The organism is Wolbachia endosymbiont (group B) of Aricia artaxerxes (assembly GCF_964026975.1).
Taxonomy (GTDB): domain Bacteria; phylum Pseudomonadota; class Alphaproteobacteria; order Rickettsiales; family Anaplasmataceae; genus Wolbachia.
The window spans coordinates 126303-150364 of the sequence record NZ_OZ034718.1 but is presented as its reverse complement, the minus strand read 5'-3'; the positions used below and the strand labels follow the sequence as shown (position 1 = coordinate 150364).

The window sequence follows — 24062 nt, the reverse complement described above, 5'->3', positions numbered from 1 at the left end:
GTAAAATAGGCATTTTTCAAACAAGTACAACTTATGCCACAAAAAATGAGAGTAAGTAACCAAAGAGAATATAACGAGTTTCTCAAAAAAAGAGGAAATGTTTTTCATTTTGTTAATCAAGCCATAGAAAATTGGTATGAAAATAGTCCAAAAGTTGCAGGTGGCAATAACACTTATAGTGATAAAGTTGTAATTTTAATACACATAATAGTTCATCTTTTTAGAATTGGCTTGAGACAAGCTGTAGGTTTTGTAAAAGGTTATATGGTACAAATAGGCAAAAAACTTAAGATTATCAGCTATACACAAGCTTCCAGAAGATTTAAAAAGCTTAATTTGAAGATTGATGACCATAGAAGCAATAAAGATGATCTGGAAAATGTTGAAATTGCCGTAGATAGCACTAGAGTTAGTATCTACAATAATAACGGTGGGCATAGTAAGCTTAATATTCGAAAAAGAAAATACAGTGGTTATGGTCAAGTAAGAAAATTACATGTTGTTTTAAACATAAATGATAAGAAAGCAATAAGCATGAACTACACTAGTGGTGTTGCTGTAGACTATTTGCCGGTCTGCGATATGTTAGAAGAAGTCAGTGATAAATATAACATTTGTTCTATTCGAGCAGATGCGGCTTATGATATAAAAAGTGTGTATAAAGAATGCAGAAAATACAATATTGTGCCTATTATTCGCCCTAGGAAGGATACTAAAATTTGTTTAGCTGACTACTTATCAGAAAGAAACAAGTATATTAGTAGAATTAGGTCATATGAGAATTATGAAGATGGTATTAATGAATGGAAGAAAAAAGTTAAGTATGGAGCACGGTCTTATATTGAAGTCTTTTTCTATAGGTTGAAGCAAATATTTGGGTTTGGCTTGAAAAATAAATCAGAGGTAAATCGTGAAAAAGAGCTGTTAATTAAGTGCTACTTATTGAACAAATTTACTGATATAGGTATGGCTGAATTTAAATTAGCTGCGTAAATTCACTGTGATTTACATGCCTATCAGTGCTATGCAACAAAGCCATTCGGACACAAGGAATGTATACCGCTGATATAACGAGGAAAAGCAGCAACATGGTGATAATATTCCTTAGCGTAGGTTTGCAGAGCCTGCAGGCTTAAGCTACCTTCATTCCATGACTCGTAAAACGGGTGTTTTAATAAGTGTAAACTATCTAATTGATTATTAAGTGATTGAACAAATGTCATAAATAAACAGTAAATTGTTTTAGGCTACGTTTAGGTTTATCAAATGTCAAGAGGCATTTCTCACTACTACTTTAATTCCGATAAATATAAAGATAGATACGCTATAAGTTAATTTTTTAGTAAAATTGATTTTTTCTAAAATTTCATGTATTATTAAATCAATATAGTGAAAAACGCAAAATGAAAGTAACAGAAGAAAATACAATAAAAATTAGGGAAGAGTTCGTAGAAGTTCAAAATGGAATGCGAATTCAAAAGATAGTGATGTCAAACTCGAAGAGCAGTGCAGATAGCAGAAAGAAAAAGCATATAGTTTACTTTCCAGGGCTTACATATACTTTTGAAAAAGAGCCAAATGAAGACAAAAGTGAATGGAATTGGGCAGCTAAAGCAGGTATGGATGTTCACCTTATTAATTTTCCTGGTTCTGGAAAAAGCAAAGGCCATTCTTTAAACGGTCGAAATCGAGTAAATGCAGGAATTGGAGTCATTTCAGATCTTCTAAAGCAAGGCATTCACCCAGACAATATAGTACTGTATGGAAGCTGTGCTGGAGGACCAATAGCTGCGGAGGTTTATAAAAAGTTTAAAAAAGATGACAATATTCATTTAAGATGCATTATCAATAAATCCTTTAGCTCATTCAAAAAACTTGTAGTGAAATTACTACACATATCAAAACCTAAATGGCTATTTCCTCCTATAATAAAATTCATACTCAAATGCTTTGGTTGGCACTTTAAGCCACACACAATAGTAAACGACATTACTCCATACACAATTTGTTTTAACTTAGAGAACGATGGCTTTATTAGTAAGCAGGCAAACATAGGTACTAAAATTGCCGACATAGAAAAAAGTCATAGGAAAAAAAATTATCAGAAAAAAGAAACTTTTGAAGGTTTTGAGCAATACAAAGAGTTTTTCATGGAGAATACTAATTTAGCTAAAATAAAAAATCTTGAACCTGAAGTTGGAGTAATGAGAAAATGCTGGAATAAGTTTCTATCGTTACTACCTATTAAGGCAGATGATATTCACTTTTCTCCGATTACAGAATTGTGCTCATCAAGTGAACATAAATACACTCTTCCTGAGTTAATTTCACTCTTTTTAGAATCCACAGATAATTATTTTGAAAAGAAGGGCTCGCTCAATCAAGAGATAAAAACAGAAGCGATATGTGGAAAGAATAGTGAAAAAGAAATAGAGGAAAAGAAACAGTATTTTACCAATTTAAAGAATTATTCAATAAGTCAGAGTATACCTCAAAAGCTAACATCCCCGCAAATATTGAAATAAGTGTTTCTTTTGTGATTAAAAAAACATTGCATCTAGAGTATCTGCCATAAGTGATAATTTTGTGCTTTCATCATAGAGATTGTTTTCACTAGCTGCTAATTTCTCACTAACTTGTGAATAAGGTTTAAAAACTTCAGAACTGTACTTATCAAGGCATTTGTTTAGGCAGTCAGGATCTGTCCATTTTTTTGTGTGGATATAGCATTTCTGCCTACATTGATTCTGTCTAAAATTAATCCCTTTCTCTTTGTTTGATGCTTATTGTTCCATAATATTCTCCAATTCAAATAATTCTAATATTAGCATACAAATATGAACATTATGTTAATATCATTACTTTTTAGGTATACATGACAAATTTATGCCTGGAAACAGTTTTTGGTTATTTCCTACACTTTCTTTATAAAAACCACAGGCGCCTGTTATTAGCTAAGGTAAAGGTCAAATATCTGGAATTCTGGACATAAAATCCTCCTGTATAAAAAGACTTGGTAGCGCACATACGGCAGAAATTAAGTATGTGTGTGCACCCACATACGCTGAAGAAGATACGCTACGTTTTTTATTGAAAAGTTAATTGAAAGTCTGCAGACAAATTTGAGCTCTTAAAATATCTCTAATTGTCATTATAATCAGATTCAAAATACGCGGAAGTAATTTTTTTTGACAATAGATTTCTTTCATAACCAGGCGTCATCCCAGCTGAGATCGAATAAGAAAACCGCGCTGGAACTTTTGAATTCCAGTTATGCAAGAAATCTAATATCATGGAGTTTTCAAACACTAACAACCAAGTACTTTAATAAGGCAAAAAGCTTATCTAAGAGAGTAGGCCTTGCAATTGTATCAATAGTGGTGGGATTGGTAGGACTCGAACCTACGACCAATTCGTTATGAGCGAACTGCTCTAACCGACTGAGCTACAATCCCTTTTATCAACACCTATAATACACGCAAAAGGAAATTTGTCTACTCGCTTATTTCACTATCAACCCAACTGTGTAAATCATTTATTGCGCCAATTTTGCGTGCAATTTCCTTACCATCTTGAAATATGATTAAAGTAGGTATAGATTGAACTCCATACTTACTTGGCACCTCAGTTTCTCCATCTATGTCGAACTTGCAGATCTTGATCTTGCCTTTTCTATCCTCAGCCAATTGCTCGATACGTGGCATCAGACTTTTGCATGGTCCACACCATTCTGCCCAAAAATCTACCAGCACAAATCCTTTGTGGTTAGCAACTTCAGATTCGAAATTTTGATCATTTACCGCTTTAATATCATCACTCATAAAATACCTAAATTTTTATAAATATAGCGTATCAATTAACAGCTGATCAACTAAATTTTTCTGGATTCAAGTGAAGTGATTACATATGATGATTAAAGATATCTACACTCCCCCAACCCATTGAATCTAGCTCAATACGAGTAGGAAGAAATTCAAAGCACTTTTCGGCTAATTCTTTTCTATTTTCACGTTCTAGCATTAAATCTAGCTTTTCCTTTATTTTATGGAGATATAAAACATCAGATGCAGCATAACTTTTTTGCTTGTCTGTTAAATTTTCATTTCCCCAATCAGAAGATTGTTGTTGCTTATTTAATTTTATATCAAGTAGTTCTAAGCACAACTCTTTTAAGCTATGATTATCTGTGTAGGTGCGAACTAAACGTGAGGCTATTTTCGTGCAATAGCAAGGCAGTGACCAAGTTTGAAGGTAGTAATGTATTATACTCACATCAAATCGCGCAAAGTGAAATATTTTGGTTATATTTTTATCCTCTAATATTTTTCTCAAATTTGGAGCTGTATAATCGTTTTTGAATTGAACTAAGTGAGCGTTGCCATCATTGAAAGAGAGCTGAACAAGGCATAATCTATCTCTGCTATGCAGTAGCCCCATTGCCTCTGTATCAACAGCTATAGATTTTACATCTCTCGGTATTGCACTAGCTGGCAAGTCATCTTTATGTACAAATATTCTCATAAATTTAATATATTTTATGACACATATAATAATCAAAAATGAGTTTTAAGTATACGAAAAGATCATAGAAAATTGGCTCTCATGATTTTCATGCATGTAGGGTTTACAAATTGTAATATGTACCTATAATTAGAAGTAGAACCTAAGCAGAATTTAACTGCGGGAGTAGCTCAGTTGGTAGAGCGCAACCTTGCCAAGGTTGAGGTCGAGGGTTCGAACCCCTTCTCCCGCTCTTTAATTTTAACATAAAAAATTTCCTTCCCCTATTCAACTAGTTCAGCTATACTAAAAGTAGCTAAAAGCTTTTTAGAAAATTATTATTTAGGAGGATTATATGGACAACAAGACTAAACCAATGTTATTTATCTTAGGTACAGATATACCAATAGGAGCACTTACAGGCTTAGCGCTCAGTTTTACAGCTCTGTCACCTTTGGTGATGGGTGGAATTATTGCTGCGGTTCCGGCAGCCTTACTTGCATGTCGGATAATCTCTAATGGAAGACTCTCCAAAGAAGTCTTTTTTCGGACTGCTTGTTCTTGTTCTGTAGGTACTGCAATTGGAGTTGGTCTTGCTGCAGCTGCAACTGCTGTTTTCCCTGGTGCAATGCTTGGAATGGGATCGGCAGCTTTAGCAGGTGCGGTGATAGCACCCATAGCAGTAATCGCAGGGGTATTTGTAACAGTTTGTGTTATTGAACCAATAGCTGAAAAAGTGAATGATTATATTATATCACCTATAGTTGAGCGTTTTTCTTCAAAAGGGGAAGAGAAAGCTATATAATAATCAATTGACGTTAGCATTTAGTTTTCTTTATAATTTCCTTTGTGGAAGAACAAAAATGCTTATTTGTAACGATAGCTGGTTTGCCAAATGCTGGAAAGTCAACGCTAATTAACAGCATCGTAGGCAAGAAAATTGCAATTGTCACACCTAAAGTGCAGACAACAAGGACGCAGGTAAGGGGTGTTGCTATATGCAACAATGCGCAAATTGTTTTTACTGACTCTCCAGGAGTGTTTTCAGCAGAAACAAATCTTGAAAAAGCTTTAGTCAAATCTGCATGGGGAGCAGTTAAGGATAGTGACATTACTTTGTTGCTTGTTGATGTAAACAATTACCTAAAAAATATAGAAAGAATAAAAACGATATTTGCACGACTGGAGCGCACAAAAGGCAGATGCATTTTGGTTATCAATAAAACTGATTTAGTAAAGAAATCAGAGCTCAAGATGGCACATGAGCACCTAAATTTGCTTTATAAGTTTGAAAAAATTTTTACGATCTCGGCACTGAAGAATGATGGACTTTCTGATCTGACTAGTTACTTGTCTGAAATTGCACCGATAGGCCCTTGGTTTTATGAAAAAGATCAAATAACTGATTCCTCAGCTGATTTTTTATCAGCGGAAATTACGAGAGAAAAGTTATTCTTGAACCTACGTGAAGAATTGCCATACTCTACAGCTGTTATAACTGAACAATTTGAGGAAAAAAAAGATAAGAGTTTAGTCATAAAACAGATCATATTTGTATTGAAAGATAATCATAAGAAAATAGTGCTAGGAAAAGACGGCAGTAGCATAAAAAAAATTAATATCGAGGCACGTACAGAATTGGAAAAGTTATTTGAGTGTAAAGTTCATCTCTTTTTGTTCGTAAAAGTGCGACCTTGGACTGATCGCCCTGAGGAATATATAAGTAATGCTTAATTCTTTGTTGGTATTTGATATTGAAACTATACCAGATGTAAATTCCTGCAAGAATTTACTAAATATTAGTGATGATAGCAGTGTAGAAGAAAAGAGGAACGCATTAACAAAATATCATCTTGAAATAACAAACGGGCAAAACTCTTTTCTGCGTCAGCCCTTCCACCTTGTTGTAGTCATTAGTTTTTTACTTTGTAATATAACACGCCAGAGCGGTTATGAAATGTTCACACTACAAGAAATAAGATCTGGAGGCACAGTAAACTCCAATGAAAAAGAGCTAGTAAAGGGATTTTTTAACTACATATCAGAGAAAAAGCCAAGACTAGTTTCGTTCAATGGACGCACTTTTGATATACCGGTACTGAAGTACCGTGCTATGGTTCATGGCATTCAAGCAGAATATTTTCACAAAGCTGGCGATAAGTGGAATAGTTACAATCAGAGGTACAGTAGTGATTGGCATTGTGATTTGCTTGAATCTCTCTCTGATTTTGGAGCTTCTGCAAGAATGAAGATGAACGAAGTTTGCGCAGCATTTAATCTTCCCGGTAAGATTGGAGTTGATGGTTCACAAGTTATGGACTTATATGATAGTGGCAAAATACAAGAGATTCGCGATTATTGTGAAACAGATGTGATTAACACTTATTTGATTTATTTGAGGTTTATGCATCATCAAGGAAGAATTACTACAGAAAGCTATAATAAGAGCATAGAAGAACTGCTTTTAGAATGCGAAAAAAAAGAACACCTAAAGAAATTTAAAGAAGAATGGAAAATAACTTCTGGTGAAAATTTTTATATTGAATTTAAATGAATAGATGCTACAGAGCAATCTAATGATTGCTCTGTATAGTAGTTATAAACTCCTTGTAGTAGAAAAGACATTTTGATGTGCCCTTTGCTTAACTTCTGCTTGTTCAAGCTTAGAAAAATTTTCTAAGTTTTTATCTTGGTATTCCTTTTTTACTTTCTCGAAAAAATTTTGTCCACCAAGAATATAATTACCTAAATTAGCAGCATAATATTGAGCATTACCTAAAACTGCACAGTTAATTCGACTTAATATTCTCGAAGGGTAATAAAAGAGAGAAACGTTATTGTTCGATCGGAAATCTTTTTCATCCATTATTTTAATGGCTTCATGATAACCATCTATTTGATGAACAAAATATCCTTCAGGTACTGATATTCTCAATTGTGCACCTACATGAGCATAACCACAAATACCAGGTGATACCGCTGGTACTGGGTCTTGTCTATGTTGAGTTACTCTAATGGTTTTTTCTTGAAGAACATCATTATAAAATTCACTAGCAGTAAGATCAAAAACTCGTGGATCACCAAAAGTTGCAACATGAACATCTTCAGCTCCTTCTGTTTTATTGAGGCATAAAGCAGCTATCTTAGCAATAGCTCCTCCCATACTGTGACCTGTGAGATTAATTTTAAAATCCTTGATTTCTGATCCCTGTTTTTCAGCATGAGATTTCAAAATGCCATACAGATTAGGCCATGAATCCATAAATGAATTATAGAAACCACAATGAATTCTTCCACCTTCAGGTAAAAATTCCGAAGTAGCAAAAAGTACATTTATATCAGTAATTCCATCATTAAAACTCTGGCTCAGACGAGTACCATGGTAGGCTATTGTTATTTCTTTACCTTTTATAAAAACGTGACCAGCATCTTTTTCAAAGCTATTACCAAATGGAATAATTTCATAACCTTCGCTGATGAGTTCAGCTCTAGTTTTATACATTTTTTCAGTAGATGGAACAATTTCAAAATCTTCTACAATTTCAAATTCAGTTTTGTATACTCTTTGAGCTAGGTTGTTACATCTTTTTTTACTTAATTTACCATCATCATCGCCATAGCTTATCTTGCAGAAATTACCCATTTCTAATAATTTCTCTCTATCAAATCCTGCAATTTTTACAATACTTTCATCTATTTTATAGTCAGAAGGTAAAGAACATGGCTCATTTGGATCAGCACGATTTATAAATTCATAATCTTCAATGATCTCAAATTCATCGTCATATTCTTTCATCTCGTATTTGCCATCATCTACTGAAATAGAGTCTGGCTGTTCAGTATTACCTGGCTCTGAGCCTGTAGCAGCACCTGTAGTGCTAAACCAATTGCGTAAAAAACTAAAATCCATAAGTACCCCAATCTATCAAAAATAAAACAATAATCTACCAACTATAATACAAATTAATATTATTGTCAACAATTTATATTAATAATTTAATCTTTTTATGCTTTTACTTTGAGTAAATTTTACTTCCATAGAATAAGTATAGAGTTATAATACACTAACAAGCAAACCTCTGTACTAAATTTTGGTTAATATACACGTTGAGCGTATTAAGAAAGTTGCTTTTAAAGTATTGCATTTTACCTTTATTTTCGCTATAAGGTTGCTTTAAGTTGGATTTTCAACACCTTTATACTATTTATGTTATGATTTTAAAATTTTTTGGGGGCACTTCATGAAAAAATCTATTTATACTAGAACTGCTCTAGCTTCTCTATTGACTTTATGTTCTTTCAGTGGCTTTGCTGCTGACTTTTCTGACGAGAGTATGAAGGAAGTAAAAAAGCAAGAGAGTAACGAGTCAATCAAAACTTCTGGAAAGATGGAAGTGATGAAGACGTCAAATAAGAAACTAAAAGAAAAAATGGACAGGATATGTAATGCTGATCCAAGAAAAAAAGCCGAGGAGCTTAAGAAAAAAGAAGAACTAAGATTAGCAGCTGAGCAGAAGAAAAAAGAGGAGTTAAAATTAGCAGCTGAACAAAAGAAGAAAAAAGAAGAGTTAAAATTAGTAGCAAAACAAAAGAAAAAAGATGAAATTAGGCTAGCAAAAGAGAAAAAAGCAAAGCTTATAGAGGATTCAAAGGCGAAAGCTCTAAGCACTAAAAATTCTAATGTAGAAAAGTCAAAAATTAAGGGTTCTAAAACTAAGAATGCTAAAATTGAAGCTAAAGATATAAAAAAGGATGTAAAAGTTGTTAACAGCAATACAGAGGAAAAAGGTAAGGCAAGTCCTGTTGTTTCAGTTGGTGGGGTTGATATTATCAATACCAATCAAGGGGATGGTTTAAGAATAACTTTCGGTGGCGTTGTTGATTCTCAAGGTTATGGTAACCATGGGCTAAGTGGCTATAACCATTATAATGTTATGCCAGGTAAATCTACAGATTATTTTAACAATACTCCAGATAGTATAAAAGGAGCAAATCCAATATTTCCTAAAGGGATAGGGAATATTGGTGATTACAGTGAAAACATGGGCATGATTTCAGATGCAATATTGCACTTAAGAGCTGAAAATAAAAATGAGGATATTGGTCTTCGTTATGGTGCCGATGTACAATTCCATGTTCCAGTTACTGAAGGTAAAGGAGCTTCACAAGGCGTGAATGCTGCAAGAGGTAGAAGTGCACATGTGTTTTTGAATTCAAAATATGGTGATCTGAAACTTGGTTATCAGTTTGGTCCTGAGTCTCTGATGAGACTTGATGCAACAAGAATTGCAACTGTTGATGGAGCTGCAGATAGTGACTGGTTTAGAAAAGTAAACTTAGAAGGAAGTGCTGCAAACTTCCCATTTTACGTAACACCACGTCTTTACACTGAAAGCTTCTCGAGCGAGAGCGAAAAACTCTCCTTCCGTATGGCAGGAAAATACAACAAAGACGTTATGACCACATTGCCGTTTAGAGCTGCTTACTACTCACCAAATTATATGGGTGCAAGATTTGGTCTTAGCTACTCACCTCGCTATGATAGTGGTTTATCCGTTGTAAAAGAAATAGATTCAGTTCTTTCTAAAAATGCTCAAAAGCAAGATGAGGTAAAGCATAAGGAAACGTTAAGACATGTTGGACCAGATTACGAGCATATAGTAAGCGCTGGTGCATCATATGAATATGACTTTAGTAAACATAATGTAAAAGTTAAAACTTCCGTAGTTGGTGAATATGGGTTTTCAAAGCAACCGAGTAAAGATAAGCACCTTTATAATGAGTTCATAGAATACAATAATCTGGCAGGCATTAATTTGGGTGCAAGCGCTGATTATAAGATTGATGAAGATCAAAGTGTAAAATTCGCTGCTTCTTTTGCATATTTAGGCAAATCTGGTCAACCTAAGAGTATCAAGGAACTCGACCTTGCTTCAAAAGAATATAAAGAGACTACTGATATTGCTAGAAAAAATGGCTTAAAGCAATTTAATGATAACAATACCATGTATTGGACTGCAGGTGCTGGTTATCAATATGATAACATCTACACAAGCGTGACATACTTTGGTAGCAGAATGAGTGATAAAGATATGCTTCATGATGTTGCACTTGGTGTTCAGTATGATCTATCTTCTTGCAATAAGAGCAAATTTGTTCCTTATGCAGCCTTACATTATTTTATGACTGATGAAAAAGGTGCGCTGAAAGATAAAAATAATGCTGATGTACCTTCCAACAAAGGAATTCTTCTCCTCACTGGTGTGAAGTTTTCTTTCTAATTTGTTCTAGTAATACACACCACAACTTGAATGTGGTGTGTATCTTATCTGTTAGCATTTACTCATCGATCAAATAAACATAAGCCAGTGCGTAATAAACTCTACGAGTATTTATTTTATTCACACAATAAGTAATGTCATCCCAGTCACAGCTGTACGAAAATTGTGGCAATTTGCATAGTAAATGGTGTCATCCCAGTGCTTGACACTGGGATCCATTTTTCCATCATCATCAGAAACGTTGTATTTTAACATTACTTTTATACTCGTAAATTTAACTGGATGCCAATAGTCTGGGCGCTGGCATGACACCCTATGGCTACTCAGATAATGGATATAATCCCTTACCTATCGAACGTTTTCAAATTCAATCAATTAAGCAGTATGCAAACCAAACTAAAAAACCATTTAACTGGAGAATTACTTACCATCGCTACTTGCTGGAAATTAACACTTGTAAGTGGAGAAGTAATGGGATTTACTGACTATGATGAAGATTTAAATCTCAATAATGTATTCTATAAATCTTCAAGCGGTTTTATAGCCAGCAGTATAATATTAAATAGCGATTTGAGAACTGATAATTTAGAAATTGAAGGAATATTAAATAGTGCTGATATTAAAGAAAAAGATGTTTTATCAGGAAGGTATGACTTTGCAAATATTGAAATATTTCTTGTGAATTATAAAGATTTGAGTCAGGGAATTATGAATTTGCATGCAGGAACTTTTGGTAAAGTAACATTAAATAGTGGGAGGTTTATCGCTGAAATTAGAGGTCTTGCGACAAAGCTTGAGAGAAGCATAACAGAGCTATATTCTCCTGTATGCAGGGCACAATTTTGCGATGATAGATGTAAAGCTGATGCTAAAAAGTTTAGTAGAATGAGCACAATTACTAAAGTGATAGATGAAAGAAGATTTGAAGACACTAATTTAATCGAAAGTGATGGATATTATAAGCACGGAGTGGTAAAATTCTTTAGTTCAGCAACATTTGAAGTTGTAGTTAAAGAATACAAAAATAAAGTAGTTACATTATTTGCTTCTCCTCCATATCAAATTTCTACCGGAGATAAATATTCGATACTTGCAGGTTGTGATAAAGCGTTTTTAACGTGCAAAAACAAGTTTAACAATACTGTGAATTTCCGTGGCGAACCATATATACCAGTTGTTTAGCAGCATAATTTTTAATATTATGAATAAGTATGGAAAGGTGGCTGAGCGGTCTAAAGCACACGCTTGGAAAGCGTGCACATATGAAAATATGTCGGGGGTTCGAATCCCCCCTTTTCCGCACATTATTTCTAGTGTAACATAGGATTTTCCGTTTTGTTCTTAAACCGTAATAACCATAGCACTTCAGCTCCGCAATTTTTCAGAGTCATCTACGTCAATAAAAGAATAGAGTTATCAAGTTGCAGAGCCTTCTTGATTTTTGATGATGAAGAGTAGTTGTTATCATAGAAATACATCCAGTAGCCAGCATACCTTCCTTATTCCTAATGATGTCTTGCAATACGTCTGTGTCATTTCTCCCTAAAATCTAATACTAGTATATACTCAATCTACCATAATCCGTCAATACAATTCTTTATTGAAAATTTTAGGAAAATGTTGTATAATTATGCAGTAGATTTCGGTAAAACTTATGGCTGATTCAAGTATTAACATTAGTGAAAAAGTTTTAAAAAACCTTACTCGTTTAGCTAAAGTAAAGAATCAATCAGCTCAAGAGCTAGCAGAGCAGTTTATACAAGAAGCAATTGAAAATGAAGAAGATATGGCAATAGCCAAACTTGCTATTCAACGTGACACTCGAAATGCAAAATTCATCAGGCATGAAGACATCAACTGGTGATAAGTATTTAATCTGCTATGAGGAAAATGTAGTTCACAAAGACATTCCAAATCTTCCAAAGACAATATGGTCAAGGGTAAAAGAAATCGTAAAAGAGCGTCTTACACTTTCTCCTGAGAAGGCAGGAGATCCCTTGCTCGGTGAGTTCAAAGGACATCGTAGAATACGATCTGGTGATTATCGTTTGGTTTATAGGATAAGTAAATTAGAACGTACAGTAATAATTACTGCAATAGAGCATAGAGAATACATCTATAAAAGTTAGAACCTTCCTATAAGCATTGTATATTTCATTATACAGACCTCTTTCCTCTTCACCTTAGGTGGCTTTGCTCAGCTCAAAAATAACTCATTTTTTGACTATACCCCTATAATTTTACTATTCTACAGACTATAAAATCGATGCTAATAACGGATTAGAGATAAACGTTGCAAAGAATCGCAGTGGATCAACCGGAAAGGTTACAGTAAGTTAATACTGGAAGGATATTAATCTAGGATTCATAAATGTCTTTTCTGTGTTTTATTGAAACACTTCATACTTTGCAGCATTTACATGATACGATAATCGCCAGTTCTCAGTCTTCTGTATCCTTTGAGTTTGTAACAAAACGATTCACCAAAATCAATTGGATTAACTGTAAGTCGCTCTTTTACTATCTCTTCAACTCTTAACTTTATTGTTTTTGGAAAAGCTCTTCTTACCAACATTTTTCAGGAATTTAATCTTATCGCGCTTTAGTCCCACCTATAGTGGTAAGATTATCTACTTATTCTTATATGGGAATTTACCAACTATTAAGACATTAAGTGTAATAAAAATATATTCTAATAGTATGGAAAAATAAAATGAATTTTGAAAAATATGTAAAGGATGGCGTTATAAATTTATATGATTTGCGTAGCAACACAAATAACAAAGAAATACAGGAGCTTATCAATTTTATAGAAAAAAGAAAAGATATCAAAGAATTTGGTTTTGGAAGTCATTATACTAGTGTTAATAACATGAAACTTAGGTGCAGAGGTGCAGGAATTGGTTTAGCTGCTGGTCTAGTTGCAGCATGTTGTTTATGGCAAGAAACTTTAGCTCTTATTGGCGGTTCTGGTGTAGTGTTGATTGCATTTGCTATAGTTGGTGCGTTACTTGGAGCTGGAGCGGGCTATGTCGTAGGTAAATGTCTTGATAAAATTGAGGTTAGTAAGTGTGCAATAAGCAGATTTTCTTAGAGGTTCGTATTGAATTCTAGCTTTCTTTCAATACTTAAAGATTTACAATCAGAGCAAACTACCTGGCCACGTGGAACTGATTTCAGCTCATCAGTTGAAACTTTACTTGAGCAGAATATGCATTTTATTTTATCACTTGGGGCGAGTGAGTGATCAACAGCAATTCTATCATCAAAAACAAAACACTCGCCTTCCCAATTACCACTTTTGTTGTGAGTTTTTTCAAGGTAGGAAAGAATACCGCCTTTAAGGTGATAAACATTGTTAAATCCAAGGCTTTTCATATATGCTGTAGATTTCTCGCATCTGATTCCACCAGTGCAGTACATAGCCACTTTCAGATCTTTACTCTCAGAGAAAGACTCTGCCCACTGAGGAAAATCTCGAAAACGCTGAGTATGTGGATTGATTGCATTTTTAAACTTGCCTAGTTTTACTTCGTAATCATTTCGTGTGTCTATCACTAAAACATCAGGTTGAGAGATAAAATCATCCCAATAATCTGGATCAATGTACTGACCTCTAACGGAAGTATCGAGATTACTTACACCAAGATTCACAATTTCTCTTTTTAATCTCACTTTCATCTTACTAAATGGTTGATATTCTGCTGCACTCTCTTTCCATGTAAGGTCCCTTAGTCTATAATCAGAACGTAGAAAATCGAATATTTTATCAATCGCGTTTCTTTCACCAGATACGGTTGCATTAATACCCTCTTCTGCAAGGAGTATAGTACCCTTTAATTCGACATTGTCGCATGCAACTTTTATTTCATCTTTCATGTCATAATAATTAGAGAGTTTTACAAAATGATAGAAAGTTGCAATGACAAAACTCATAATTAATTAGTTTATCGATTTAAAACATAATATATAAAATTATGAAGATATTCAATAGGACGGCTGTTAATTACTGGATATCTTTAGTTTTTGCATATAACATTTTAATATCAAATATAGATTCAAGTTAATGTTTCTGAGAGTATTTAAAAATATATTCTTGTTTTTAGTAAGTGTATTATTTGTCTGCCCTATACTATCGTTAATATCGATTCTATTTACAGAATCAGCAAACTCTGGATGGGTAATTAGTAGACTTTTTCCTGAATATATACTCAATACGTTGATTTTGATGGTAGGAGTAGGGTTAATATCCTTTATATTTGGAGTAATTCCAGCTTGGCTTACTACATTTTTTTCGTTTCCCGGAAGTAGAATTTTTGAGATTGCCTTATTCTTTCCGATATCAATTCCTGGATATATAGTATCGTTTGTTTATGTAAATACGCTAGAGTTTTCAGGTCCGATTCAGAGCTTGTTAAGAGATACTTTTCAATTGGGCAAAGGTGACTATTGGTTTCCCGAGATCAAATCCCTAGGTGGTGGAATATTAGTAATGGGATTTAGTCTATATCCATACGTTTATATGTTGGTCCGCTCAAGTCTAAAGAGCGTTAGTAACTCAGTCACTATTGCATCAACACTTGGGTTCTCCTCATTACAGAGTCTGTTTTCTGTCATCATACCCTCCATACGTCCATCAATTATAGCTGGGTTATCCTTGGTACTAATGGAAGTAATTACAGATTTCGGCACACCACAGTTTCTTGCTATCGATACTTTCACGACGGGAATATACCGTACTTGGTTTTTACTGCATGACAAATATTCAACTACTGTTTTGGCAGTTGCAGAACTGATTTTCGTTGCAACACTAATAGTTATCGAGAAAAAACTACAAAAAAGAGAAATATCTTACTCTTCAATCAATACTAATGCAGATTATCACAATAAACGTAGTATAAACGGTTCTATATCGTTGATCTTTTCTTATCTTATGTGTTTATTGCCGATATTAATAGGCTTTATTTTACCAATGATTCCACTTATATATTGGAGCATAGAGAAAGGCTTTTTCATATACGAAGCAAGATTTTACAATATAATAACAAACAGTATTAGTTTATCATTTATTACCGCGCTAATCTCGATCAGCATTGCAATAATTATTGGATATACAGCACGTAAAAATAAGCTAATAAGCAATATAGCACGTCTAATTTCTCTTGGATATGCAATTCCAAATGCAATTATTGCAATTAGCATAATAATGTTTTTAAGCAGAATATCTTCTTTCATTACTCAATATATTGTAGAAATTAGCTTGGTAGGAACTATTGGTGCATTAGTTTACTCATATTTATTTCGTTTTTTTGCTATATCTTTCAAAGCAATAGAGTCGGGACTCAAAAAAACACCAAATGAAATTGAATGGACTGCATATACTATGGGTCATGGGCCTATTTCCACGTGCCTGAATATTCATATTCCCCTTATCAAGAAAAGCATACTATCGGGATTTCTGCTCGTGTTTATGGATACGGTAAAAGAACTCACGGCAACACTAATTATCAGACCATTTAATTTTGAAACTATATCAACTAGAATATATGAACTTGTCAGCGATGAGCGTTACAGAGAAGCTGCCCCATTTTCGTTAATGATAGTTATTATAGGTTTAACCTCTACAATAATCTTATTCACACTTGATGATAAGAATCAAAAATAAACTATTTTGCATCTGTTCAGCAGAGTAACAAAATAAGATAGACGAAAAAAGACAACTATAGAAGCAAATGGTCAGTGCTTTCGTGTTTATCAACTTAGTTGGATCTCAGTATCAGCTACTCGGATGACATTATGGAAGCTCAAATGACAAAACAAGAAGCACTGGTTTCAGATGCACTTAAACAAATACACTATCTTGATGATCAATGAGGTCTAGTGTTAACGTATGGACTATCTAAGGAAAAGGGTGGTACCATAACATCAAAGGTTTTTATGCTCTCTTCGTTCAGAAATTCATATTTACCCTGCATTATTCCTGATGGTGTATTTAAGTATGTTCCACTTGTATATTTGAATACCTCTCCAGATTTTATTACAGGTTGTTCTCCAATAACACCAACTCCGGCAATTTCATTTATTTTCCCCTTATGATCTATTATTTGCCAATAGCGACTTAATAATTGAATGGTTGATGAGCTTTTGTTTTTTATCTTAACATTATACATCCATACGTAACAATTTTCATAAGGAATGGATTGCTCTTCAATGTAAATTGGCAAAACTGTAACTTCAACAGAATTAGTAATAAGTGTGTATTTCATGGTCATCGTAAAGTGTTCATGATAAAAGTTTAACACACTTCAATTATACACTTTTTTCATAGATTTTCCAAGCATATTATCGTACTCTAACTAGGAAATATTAATCTACATGATGAACAAAACAGATCCACTGGATAAAAAAGTGATAGGAATAATAGGAAGTGGGCAATTAGGTAAAATGACTGCTATCGCTGCAATAAAACTTGGGCACAAAACGCATATTTTTGCCAGTGCTAAAAACGATCCAGCTTGTTCTGTTGCTGATGATTTAACAATAGCAGACTTCTGTGATAAGAGGGCACTTGAATCTTTTGCACAGAGTGTGGATTTAGTCACTATTGAGTCTGAAAATATTCCATGTAGTGCAATTGATATTGTGTCGCAGCATACAGATTTTTATCCAGGTAAAAAGGCGTTACACATTTCGCAAAATAGGCTGAGAGAGAAAGATTTTATTAGAGATTTAAGCATAAAAACTGCTGATTACAAAAGTATACAAAATTATAATCAGCTACTAGAAAGTAGTGAAACTTTTAGCTATCCAGTGAGGCTAAAAACAACAGAAATGGGTTATGATGGAAAAGGACAATATATGATTGAAAATGATTCTGAACTGAAGCAATTTGCTTCCTTCGATTGGAATAAAGAGTACATTCTTGAAGCAAGTGTTGATTTACTGAAAGAGGTTTCAATAGTCGTTGCAAGAGATAAAAACGGTAAAGTAGCTTTTTTTCCTATAGCAGAGAATCACCACGTTGACGGAATACTTAATACTTCAATAGCACCAGCTAAAATAGATAATAAATTAGCCCAAGAGGTACAAAAAACTGCAGAGAAAATAGCAACTGCACTTGATGTAGTAGGAATTCTAGCTATTGAATTTTTCATCACTCAAAATCATGAATTACTAGTTAATGAACTGGCCCCAAGACCCCACAATTCTTGCCACTGGAGCTTGGATGCATGCAACGTTAGTCAATTCGAGCAGCTAGTTAGGATAATATGCGGGCTATCTATGCAGGAAGTAGTATTACGCTTTCCTTGCATGACAAAAAATATAATAGGTAATGATATATATAATTCTCACAAATATTTGAGCAACGAAAAAGCTAGTTTAACCATATATGGGAAAAAAGAGGTTAGGGACAAGCGTAAAATGGGACATGTCAATATAGATTTAAGCTATTGAGCTATAAATGCTCTTTGATCAAGATCTCCAAGATCTGCACTATATTTAGTGCTGCACCTTTGCGTAGATTATCAGCTACTATCCACATATTTAATCCGTGTTTAACGGTATCGTCTTGTCTAATACGCGATATGTATACGGCATTCTCTTGCACAACATCAATCTGAGTCATATATCCACCATCTTCGCGCTTATCTTGCACTAAAACTCCATCGTCTTCACTGAGCATTTCACGAGCTTCTTCTTCAGTTATATGCTGATCAAATTCTACATTTACTGCTATAGCATGACCAACAAGAACAGGTACTCGGACACAAGTTGCAGTTACTTTTATATCCTCTTCTAAAATTTTTTTTGCCTCCTCTTGCATTTTCCACTCCTCTTTTGTAGAACCATCTTCCATGAACTCTCCTATATGAGGAATGCAATTAAATGCTATTTGCTTAGGAAATATTTCAGGTTTTTTAGCTTCATTCATAAAGATTTTTTTTGTCTGATTGTAAAGCTCATCCATTGCTGCTTTACCTACACCAGAAGTTGATTGATAAGTTGAAGCAACGATTCTCTTTATTTTTGCTTTTTGGTGTAATAAATGTAATGCCAGCAACATTTGTATTGTAGTACAGTTTGGATTAGATATTATGTTATGGTTTTTATACTCCGTAATTTTATCTTTGTTGATCTCTGGAATCACTAGTGGCACGCCTTCTTTCATCCTAAAACGAGAGGTATTATCTACGACAATACATCCAGCTTCAGTTGCAATCGGTACGTATCTCTCGGAAACATGAGACCCAGCACAGAAAATTGCTATATTAATTCCAACAAAATCGTAGTTCTCAAGGTCTAAGACAGTTAATTCTTCATCGCCGAAACTTACCTTTTTTCCCTTTGATTTTTTCGATGCAAAAGCAACAACAGAATCTATCGAAAATTTTCCCTCTTTTTGAAACTCAGCAAGCATGGTCAATACCTCATATCCTACTCTTCCTGTTGCTCCAATAACTGCAATCTTACATCCCATATAAATAAACCTCTGATTTTAAAGCTATATTATATTTTTACTGATAAAATTTACAATTACTTTAATATTTTTACCTTGCAATTAACCATAATTTAGTTATAATTATAAGACACTAATAATAGTGCATGGTAGAATGAAATGAGTAAAAAACATGATGACACTAAGGTCAAACCTGCAGTATCTGCATTTCAAAAGCCTGAAAAAGTCAATAGATTAGAGATTCAAAATGTTCTTTCGAAAAAAAGCAAGCCAGCGATAAATTTTGATGATAAAAAGTATGGTGTGAAAATTTCTAAGATAGACCAGCATCTTTCAAACAAGAAGCAAGAATCTTTTGGATTAAGAGATTTTTTAAGTTCAATACCAATAATAGGAAGATTTTTAGTGAAAATTTTCACGCCTGAAAAAGAAGAGTATAAAAAACTGCAATCGCAAATAGGTCTTTCTAATAAAGCAAAAAATGAGATCTACATAGATAATAAACGCACAGAAGAAGTAGGTAGCAAACTTGAGAATGGTAATATTGAACAAGTAGATAAAGAGAAAAAAAATCTTGTCCCATAAATATTAACCATTTAAAGTGTATCTCTCACTACTGAATTTGTTGCACAGAAGTTTTGCAGTACCAAAATAAATAAATGGGTATGCCACTTGCAGTGAACAGGCTCGAAATCAGCAGAGTACCTACAGGGGTTTCTAATATCACCAAACAACAAAAGGTTGTTGCTATGCTACCAATTAAAAGCTTATAACAACTCCTCTCCTGTATAATAACCTTTAGAAAGGCAAGACTGCATGCAAGATAGACAAATAAAAATGAAATTACAGAAAAGTCAATAATCGACGTAATCTGCTGGGCAAAATTGTTGTTTGAAGTGAGAATTAGTAAAATTGCAGTTCCAATTGAACTAACTGTTATTCCCCAAAAAGGAGAGCCATGCTTGTTCCTTTTAGCAAAGAATTTTGGCATTAGTCTATCTTCTGCAAGACCAAAAGCAACTTGTCCACTAGATAAAACCCAAGCGTTTAGACTGCCAACACAAAAAATGAATGCAACTATAGAAACAATTAAATGCCAATTACCAGAAAACATAATTTTTATCGCATCAACATATGGTGCTCTTGAACTTGCTAAATTGTTGCCATTGATCAATCCCATAATTGCAAAATTGTTGATAAAATATATAACAGCAACACAAACTGTGCCAAGCACCACAGCTTTTGGTATAGTTTTAGCTGGATTATCAACTGACCCTGCAGGTGCTGTTGCCAATTCAAGTCCAATAAAACACCATAAAGTAAGGAGTGTAGAGCGGGCAAGAATTTGCGATGTTGTAAGACTTAATATTTCTTCACTTATGATAAAATTATTTCTATCGAAAAAAAACAACGCTGCTACAGGTATTGCAAGCAATACAGCAACCTTCACAACCGTGAGCAGAAACTCAACGTGCCCTGCAGTAGCTATTCCCCTTAAATTTATTAATGTAATGATTGTAAATAACAACAGCTCTAAAAATAAACGCATACTTTTGATATCTTCATGGAAAAATGGTGTAAGATAGCCAACACCCACAACTATTAAAGCTGTTGTACTAACCCATGAGATTACCCAATATGTCCAACCAACAAAGAACGCTGCAGCAGGACCAAAAGTATGTTTCACATAAACGTGAGGACCTCCTGTTTCTGGAAACTTTGCACATAGCGTAGCAAAAACTAGCGCAAGAGACACAGCACCAGCTCCTGATATCATCCAACTTATAAGGCTATAAGCGCCATATGGAGCAAGGCTAATTGGAAGCATAAAAACCCCAGAGCCGATCTGACTACTAATGACTAAAGCAAAAACAGCCCAAAAACCTATTTTATTTGACACAATACCTCTTAATTCTATTAATGTAAGCCAGTAGTATAGCTTAAGAATTTTAGCAAATAAAAAATTTAAGTTAAGTTTTTAGTTTATGATACCAAAGTAGATAAATAAGTGTTCCGCTTAAAGGGAATAGACTTGATATTAACAATGTTTTTATAGAAGTCTCGTATATTACCCAACAGCAAAAAGATACAGCCACACCTCCAATTAAAAATTTGCAGTAGCTTTTGTCTTGTATATTAACTTTGAGAAAAGCAAGGCTACATGCTAAGTAGATAAACAAAAATGACACCACAGAGATATCAATTATTGAAGTTACTTGCTCAGCAAAACTTTTGTTTGACGTTAGGATAAGTAAAACTAACACCCCCAAAGTACTGAGTATTATTCCCCATAATGGAGCATCATGCTTATTTTTTTTGCCAAAAAATTGCGGCATTAACTTGTCTTTTGCAAGGCCTAAGGTGACCTGTCCATCAGCTAAAAACCAAGCATTTAAATTACTTACAGAAACGATAAAGGCAACAACAGAAACAATTAAATGCCAATTACCTGGAAGCATAATTTTTATCGCATCAACATATGGTGCTTTTGAACTAGCTAGTTCATTACCACTTATCAATCCCATAATTGAAAGACTATTGATGAAATATATCACAGCAACACAGACTGTTCCAAGCACTATAGCCCTTGGTATTGTTTTAGAGGGATTATTGACAGATCCTGCAGGTGCCGTTGCTGATTCAAGTCCAATAAAACACCATAGAGTAAGGAGTGTAGAGCGCGCAAGGACTTGAGACATCGTAAAGTTTGATACTTCTTCACTTACAACAAAATTATTTCTATCAAAGAAAAATAATCCTGCTATGGGTATTGCAAGAAGTGCGATAATTTTAACAATGGTCAGAAGAAGCTCAACATGCCCAGCAGTAGTTACCCCTCTTAAGTTTATTAGCATGATAGCTAAAATTAATGTTATTTCTAAAAGCAAACGTATATCTTGTATATCATTATGAAAAAGCGGGGCTAAATAACCGATACTTGCAATTGTCACAGCTGTTGAGCTTACCCACGAGCTTACCCAATATGTCCAGCCAACAAAAAAAGCTGCTGTAGAGCCAAAGGCATGTTTCACATAAATATGAGGACCACCCGTTTCTGGAAATTTTGCGCAGAGTGAAGCAAAAACTAAAGCAAGAGATATAGCACCAAATCCTGATATAACCCAGCTTATGAGGCTATAAGCGCCGTATGGTGCAAGGCTGATTGGGAGCATAAAAATTCCAGAGCCAATTTGGCTACTAATCACCAAGGCAAAAATAGCAAAAAAGCCTATTTTATTTGACACGACAATGTTTAATTTTTATCTGAATAATTAACAATATAGTTGAAGCTCAGAAATTTCAATTGGTCTTTACAAAATTTGCATTTTTTTAATTTAAGCATATAATAAAAAGTATATTAATAGATTATTAAGAAGCGGGGTATGAATCCAAGGTTAAAAGATTTTTTGATTATTTGTGGGGGTATTTTATTGTTTGTTTCCGCTATTGGAGCAATTTTTTTATTTGAATATTTATTTGATATCTTTATTAATGCGCTTTATGCATTCCTTCTTGCCAAAACTTCAAGTGAAGTATTAGCATTTTTTGGAACACTTGCAATTTTTTTAGCTGTTGGCGTTTCATGCTACGGACTGCATAAGCTCTGTTCTATTTTTACAGAAAAAATTACAAGCAGCTATCAGTCTTTCAAAAATGAAAATAGTGATGATAACATTTTTTCTGAAGTATATAATGATCCAACAGTAGGGTTAAAAGATAAGATTTTATTTTTTTCTATATACTCAATATACTACATTCAATTACCATTTTTGTATTGTGCATCAAAGATATCAGAACTTAGTAGAATGTTATCAGAGAGTAGAGCGCTCGGTCTTAGAATATGTTTAGTGCTTATCAATACTATATTATTGATCCCTGTAGCGCTTCTTGAGTTAATAAAGTATCCATTAATAAAGCTCTTCTCGCCTCTGGGTTTAAGTGTAAAGCAAATGAGCTTTTTGTTTAATGTAAGTGATGTAGGTACTGGTAATCAGAATGTTCATACTAGAAGTTTTGAGCAAAGTGTTATTGAGTGTGCCAAAAAATTAAAGGAAGAATATGGGACTCCGTCAAATGAGCTGGATGAAGAGTTTAAAAACTATATAGGCGGTTTGACAAATCAGCAGAAAGAACTGATAGCGCCTTATTTGAAGGTAGATAATTATAGAGAAGGAGAATGGGTAAGGTGGGTAGATTCCAAAACCGGACTGACATTAACACAGGCCATAAATCTAGTTTTAATTGCAGCAACAAAGCAAAATGCAGATGTAGAGCTGTTGAAATCCATATTGCTGGTTCGTTTTGAGGAAAGTAATCGCCAATGTGGTCCTGGAATGCTTAATCGTATCATTTATGCATTAAGTGGCCTTGAAGCAGAAAATAATTTTGCAGCTCAACTAGAGCCTCAGATAATAGGAGAATTGGCCGGTAATGCTACTAAAAGATTTCTTGAGAGATCTGTAGATAAGCACTACTTTAAAATAAAAATTTTAAAAGAAAATTTTGATGACTTATATTCGCTAGGTTCTGAAGTGGATTTGAGCAATGCAAATGATGAAGTAAAGGATGGAATTTCTCATATGAGAAGTGCTATAAAAGAATTTGTATTTAAAGAGTTATATGTGAAGTTTTATAATGACTATGGAGAACATATTCGTAGAGGACAGATAAAACAAAAGCTAAGGGAATTAATAACAGGTGAAGTCGTAGATGCAGCAATATATGGTAAGATAGATGAAGTAGCAATACCTGCAGAACCATCCACTTGCCTTGAAAGAGTGAAAGCATTTTTGGGAAATATAGCAAGGTTTTCTGCTGCTTAG

General features: G+C 34.0%; 22 protein-coding genes, 3 tRNA genes and 1 pseudogene. 16 read left to right on the top strand and 10 right to left on the bottom strand.

Annotated elements, in window-relative coordinates; all coding sequences use genetic code 11:
• Positions 1–33: 33 nt before the first annotated feature.
• Complete coding sequence (locus AAGE00_RS00680; protein WP_341815149.1) at positions 34–993, top strand: IS5 family transposase; 960 nt, start codon at positions 34–36, stop codon at positions 991–993.
• Positions 994–1037: 44 nt separating this feature from the next.
• Here AAGE00_RS00680 and AAGE00_RS00675 read toward each other — a convergent pair.
• Positions 1038–1223: pseudogene (locus tag AAGE00_RS00675) on the bottom strand (pyrroloquinoline quinone biosynthesis protein PqqC); the annotation flags it as partial.
• Positions 1224–1403: 180 nt separating this feature from the next.
• Between AAGE00_RS00675 and AAGE00_RS00670 the strand changes: the two are divergent.
• Positions 1404–2525 (top strand): alpha/beta hydrolase, encoded by a 1122-nt coding sequence (locus AAGE00_RS00670; protein ID WP_213863797.1) that lies wholly within the window; start codon positions 1404–1406, stop codon positions 2523–2525.
• 853 nt (positions 2526–3378) lie between these two features.
• Here AAGE00_RS00670 and AAGE00_RS00665 read toward each other — a convergent pair.
• The 3 genes from AAGE00_RS00665 to AAGE00_RS00655 all read right to left on the bottom strand — a co-directional run bounded on the left by AAGE00_RS00665 (position 3379) and on the right by AAGE00_RS00655 (position 4521).
• Positions 3379–3455, bottom strand: a tRNA-Ile gene (locus tag AAGE00_RS00665).
• Between the two features lie 39 nt (positions 3456–3494).
• A complete protein-coding gene (gene trxA / locus AAGE00_RS00660; RefSeq protein ID WP_007302120.1) occupies positions 3495–3821 on the bottom strand; it encodes a thioredoxin in 327 nt (108 codons plus the stop codon).
• Positions 3822–3900: 79 nt separating this feature from the next.
• Positions 3901–4521 (bottom strand): ribonuclease D, encoded by a 621-nt coding sequence (locus tag AAGE00_RS00655; RefSeq protein WP_213863798.1) that lies wholly within the window; start codon positions 4519–4521, stop codon positions 3901–3903.
• Positions 4522–4680: 159 nt separating this feature from the next.
• Between AAGE00_RS00655 and AAGE00_RS00650 the strand changes: the two genes are divergently transcribed.
• From AAGE00_RS00650 to AAGE00_RS00635, 4 genes are all read left to right on the top strand, one after another.
• Positions 4681–4753 (top strand) — tRNA-Gly (locus AAGE00_RS00650).
• 102 nt (positions 4754–4855) lie between these two features.
• On the top strand, positions 4856–5305 hold the full coding sequence (locus AAGE00_RS00645; protein ID WP_019236723.1) for a hypothetical protein: 450 nt from the start codon (positions 4856–4858) through the stop codon (positions 5303–5305).
• Positions 5306–5349: 44 nt separating this feature from the next.
• Positions 5350–6234 carry a GTPase Era gene (era, locus tag AAGE00_RS00640; RefSeq protein ID WP_213863799.1) on the top strand — a complete coding sequence of 295 codons (885 nt, stop codon included), beginning with the start codon at positions 5350–5352 and terminating at the stop codon, positions 6232–6234.
• Positions 6227–7054, top strand: a complete 828-nt coding sequence (locus AAGE00_RS00635) for a 3'-5' exonuclease (RefSeq protein ID WP_019236725.1) — start codon at positions 6227–6229, stop codon at positions 7052–7054. The genes era and AAGE00_RS00635 overlap by 8 nt, the downstream gene beginning before the upstream one ends.
• Before the next feature lie 42 nt (positions 7055–7096).
• Here AAGE00_RS00635 and AAGE00_RS00630 read toward each other — a convergent pair whose 3' ends face one another.
• Positions 7097–8410 (bottom strand): lipase family protein, encoded by a 1314-nt coding sequence (locus AAGE00_RS00630; RefSeq protein WP_007302125.1) that lies wholly within the window; start codon positions 8408–8410, stop codon positions 7097–7099.
• 331 nt (positions 8411–8741) lie between these two features.
• Here AAGE00_RS00630 and AAGE00_RS00625 point away from each other — a divergent pair, with 331 nt between their 5' ends.
• The 6 genes from AAGE00_RS00625 (at position 8742) to AAGE00_RS00600 (ending at position 13875) form a co-directional block, all read left to right on the top strand.
• Positions 8742–10781 (top strand): porin, encoded by a 2040-nt coding sequence (locus tag AAGE00_RS00625; RefSeq protein WP_213863800.1) that lies wholly within the window; start codon positions 8742–8744, stop codon positions 10779–10781.
• Between the two features lie 384 nt (positions 10782–11165).
• Complete coding sequence (locus tag AAGE00_RS00620) at positions 11166–11963, top strand: DUF2163 domain-containing protein (RefSeq protein WP_213863801.1); 798 nt, start codon at positions 11166–11168, stop codon at positions 11961–11963.
• 31 nt (positions 11964–11994) lie between these two features.
• Positions 11995–12081: transfer RNA gene (locus tag AAGE00_RS00615), tRNA-Ser, on the top strand.
• Between the two features lie 354 nt (positions 12082–12435).
• A complete protein-coding gene (locus AAGE00_RS00610; RefSeq protein ID WP_007302130.1) occupies positions 12436–12645 on the top strand; it encodes a DUF6290 family protein in 210 nt (69 codons plus the stop codon).
• A complete protein-coding gene (locus tag AAGE00_RS00605) occupies positions 12608–12910 on the top strand; it encodes a type II toxin-antitoxin system RelE family toxin (protein ID WP_264376629.1) in 303 nt (100 codons plus the stop codon). Before AAGE00_RS00610 ends, AAGE00_RS00605 begins: the two co-directional genes overlap by 38 nt.
• 584 nt (positions 12911–13494) lie before the next feature.
• Positions 13495–13875, top strand: coding sequence for a hypothetical protein (locus AAGE00_RS00600; protein ID WP_096097218.1), 381 nt, complete (start codon positions 13495–13497; stop codon positions 13873–13875).
• Here AAGE00_RS00600 and AAGE00_RS00595 read toward each other — a convergent pair.
• On the bottom strand, positions 13872–14717 hold the full coding sequence (locus AAGE00_RS00595) for a rhodanese-related sulfurtransferase (RefSeq protein ID WP_341815275.1): 846 nt from the start codon (positions 14715–14717) through the stop codon (positions 13872–13874). The genes AAGE00_RS00600 and AAGE00_RS00595 overlap by 4 nt on opposite strands.
• Positions 14718–14847: 130 nt before the next feature.
• Between AAGE00_RS00595 and AAGE00_RS00590 the strand changes: the two genes are divergently transcribed.
• The gene (locus tag AAGE00_RS00590) at positions 14848–16446 is read left to right on the top strand and encodes an ABC transporter permease (RefSeq protein ID WP_052264833.1); all 1599 of its coding nucleotides are present in this window, start codon (positions 14848–14850) and stop codon (positions 16444–16446) included.
• Positions 16447–16648: 202 nt separating this feature from the next.
• On the opposite strand, the gene apaG is transcribed toward AAGE00_RS00590, so the two are convergent.
• Complete coding sequence (gene apaG / locus AAGE00_RS00585) at positions 16649–17053, bottom strand: Co2+/Mg2+ efflux protein ApaG (protein WP_012481895.1); 405 nt, start codon at positions 17051–17053, stop codon at positions 16649–16651.
• A 106-nt stretch (positions 17054–17159) separates the two neighbouring features.
• Here apaG and AAGE00_RS00580 point away from each other — a divergent pair, with 106 nt between their 5' ends.
• Positions 17160–18236, top strand: a complete 1077-nt coding sequence (locus AAGE00_RS00580; RefSeq protein ID WP_029237555.1) for a 5-(carboxyamino)imidazole ribonucleotide synthase — start codon at positions 17160–17162, stop codon at positions 18234–18236.
• Position 18237: 1 nt separating this feature from the next.
• Here the strand turns inward: AAGE00_RS00580 and AAGE00_RS00575 are convergent, their stop codons facing one another.
• The gene (locus tag AAGE00_RS00575; protein ID WP_052264832.1) at positions 18238–19260 is read right to left on the bottom strand and encodes an aspartate-semialdehyde dehydrogenase; all 1023 of its coding nucleotides are present in this window, start codon (positions 19258–19260) and stop codon (positions 18238–18240) included.
• Between the two features lie 138 nt (positions 19261–19398).
• Here AAGE00_RS00575 and AAGE00_RS00570 point away from each other — a divergent pair, with 138 nt between their 5' ends.
• A complete protein-coding gene (locus AAGE00_RS00570; RefSeq protein WP_019236732.1) occupies positions 19399–19824 on the top strand; it encodes a hypothetical protein in 426 nt (141 codons plus the stop codon).
• A 28-nt stretch (positions 19825–19852) separates the two neighbouring features.
• Here AAGE00_RS00570 and AAGE00_RS00565 read toward each other — a convergent pair whose 3' ends face one another.
• The gene (locus AAGE00_RS00565; RefSeq protein ID WP_019236733.1) at positions 19853–21139 is read right to left on the bottom strand and encodes an APC family permease; all 1287 of its coding nucleotides are present in this window, start codon (positions 21137–21139) and stop codon (positions 19853–19855) included.
• Between the two features lie 70 nt (positions 21140–21209).
• Positions 21210–22484, bottom strand: a complete 1275-nt coding sequence (locus tag AAGE00_RS00560) for an APC family permease (protein ID WP_012481896.1) — start codon at positions 22482–22484, stop codon at positions 21210–21212.
• 138 nt (positions 22485–22622) lie between these two features.
• Here AAGE00_RS00560 and AAGE00_RS00555 point away from each other — a divergent pair, with 138 nt between their 5' ends.
• A complete protein-coding gene (locus tag AAGE00_RS00555; RefSeq protein ID WP_017532208.1) occupies positions 22623–24062 on the top strand; it encodes a hypothetical protein in 1440 nt (479 codons plus the stop codon).

Coding starts and splice junctions, on each gene's coding strand:
- AAGE00_RS00680 (WP_341815149.1), top strand. CDS start 34: ATGCCACAAAAAATGAGAGTAAGTAACCAAAGAGAATATAACGAGTTT.
- AAGE00_RS00670 (WP_213863797.1), top strand. CDS start 1,404: ATGAAAGTAACAGAAGAAAATACAATAAAAATTAGGGAAGAGTTCGTA.
- trxA (WP_007302120.1), bottom strand. CDS start 3,821: ATGAGTGATGATATTAAAGCGGTAAATGATCAAAATTTCGAATCTGAA.
- AAGE00_RS00655 (WP_213863798.1), bottom strand. CDS start 4,521: ATGAGAATATTTGTACATAAAGATGACTTGCCAGCTAGTGCAATACCG.
- AAGE00_RS00645 (WP_019236723.1), top strand. CDS start 4,856: ATGGACAACAAGACTAAACCAATGTTATTTATCTTAGGTACAGATATA.
- AAGE00_RS00635 (WP_019236725.1), top strand. CDS start 6,227: ATGCTTAATTCTTTGTTGGTATTTGATATTGAAACTATACCAGATGTA.
- AAGE00_RS00630 (WP_007302125.1), bottom strand. CDS start 8,410: ATGGATTTTAGTTTTTTACGCAATTGGTTTAGCACTACAGGTGCTGCT.
- AAGE00_RS00625 (WP_213863800.1), top strand. CDS start 8,742: ATGAAAAAATCTATTTATACTAGAACTGCTCTAGCTTCTCTATTGACT.
- AAGE00_RS00620 (WP_213863801.1), top strand. CDS start 11,166: ATGCAAACCAAACTAAAAAACCATTTAACTGGAGAATTACTTACCATC.
- AAGE00_RS00610 (WP_007302130.1), top strand. CDS start 12,436: ATGGCTGATTCAAGTATTAACATTAGTGAAAAAGTTTTAAAAAACCTT.
- AAGE00_RS00605 (WP_264376629.1), top strand. CDS start 12,608: ATGCAAAATTCATCAGGCATGAAGACATCAACTGGTGATAAGTATTTA.
- AAGE00_RS00600 (WP_096097218.1), top strand. CDS start 13,495: ATGAATTTTGAAAAATATGTAAAGGATGGCGTTATAAATTTATATGAT.
- AAGE00_RS00595 (WP_341815275.1), bottom strand. CDS start 14,717: ATGAGTTTTGTCATTGCAACTTTCTATCATTTTGTAAAACTCTCTAAT.
- AAGE00_RS00590 (WP_052264833.1), top strand. CDS start 14,848: ATGTTTCTGAGAGTATTTAAAAATATATTCTTGTTTTTAGTAAGTGTA.
- apaG (WP_012481895.1), bottom strand. CDS start 17,053: ATGACCATGAAATACACACTTATTACTAATTCTGTTGAAGTTACAGTT.
- AAGE00_RS00580 (WP_029237555.1), top strand. CDS start 17,160: ATGAACAAAACAGATCCACTGGATAAAAAAGTGATAGGAATAATAGGA.
- AAGE00_RS00575 (WP_052264832.1), bottom strand. CDS start 19,260: ATGGGATGTAAGATTGCAGTTATTGGAGCAACAGGAAGAGTAGGATAT.
- AAGE00_RS00570 (WP_019236732.1), top strand. CDS start 19,399: ATGAGTAAAAAACATGATGACACTAAGGTCAAACCTGCAGTATCTGCA.
- AAGE00_RS00555 (WP_017532208.1), top strand. CDS start 22,623: ATGAATCCAAGGTTAAAAGATTTTTTGATTATTTGTGGGGGTATTTTA.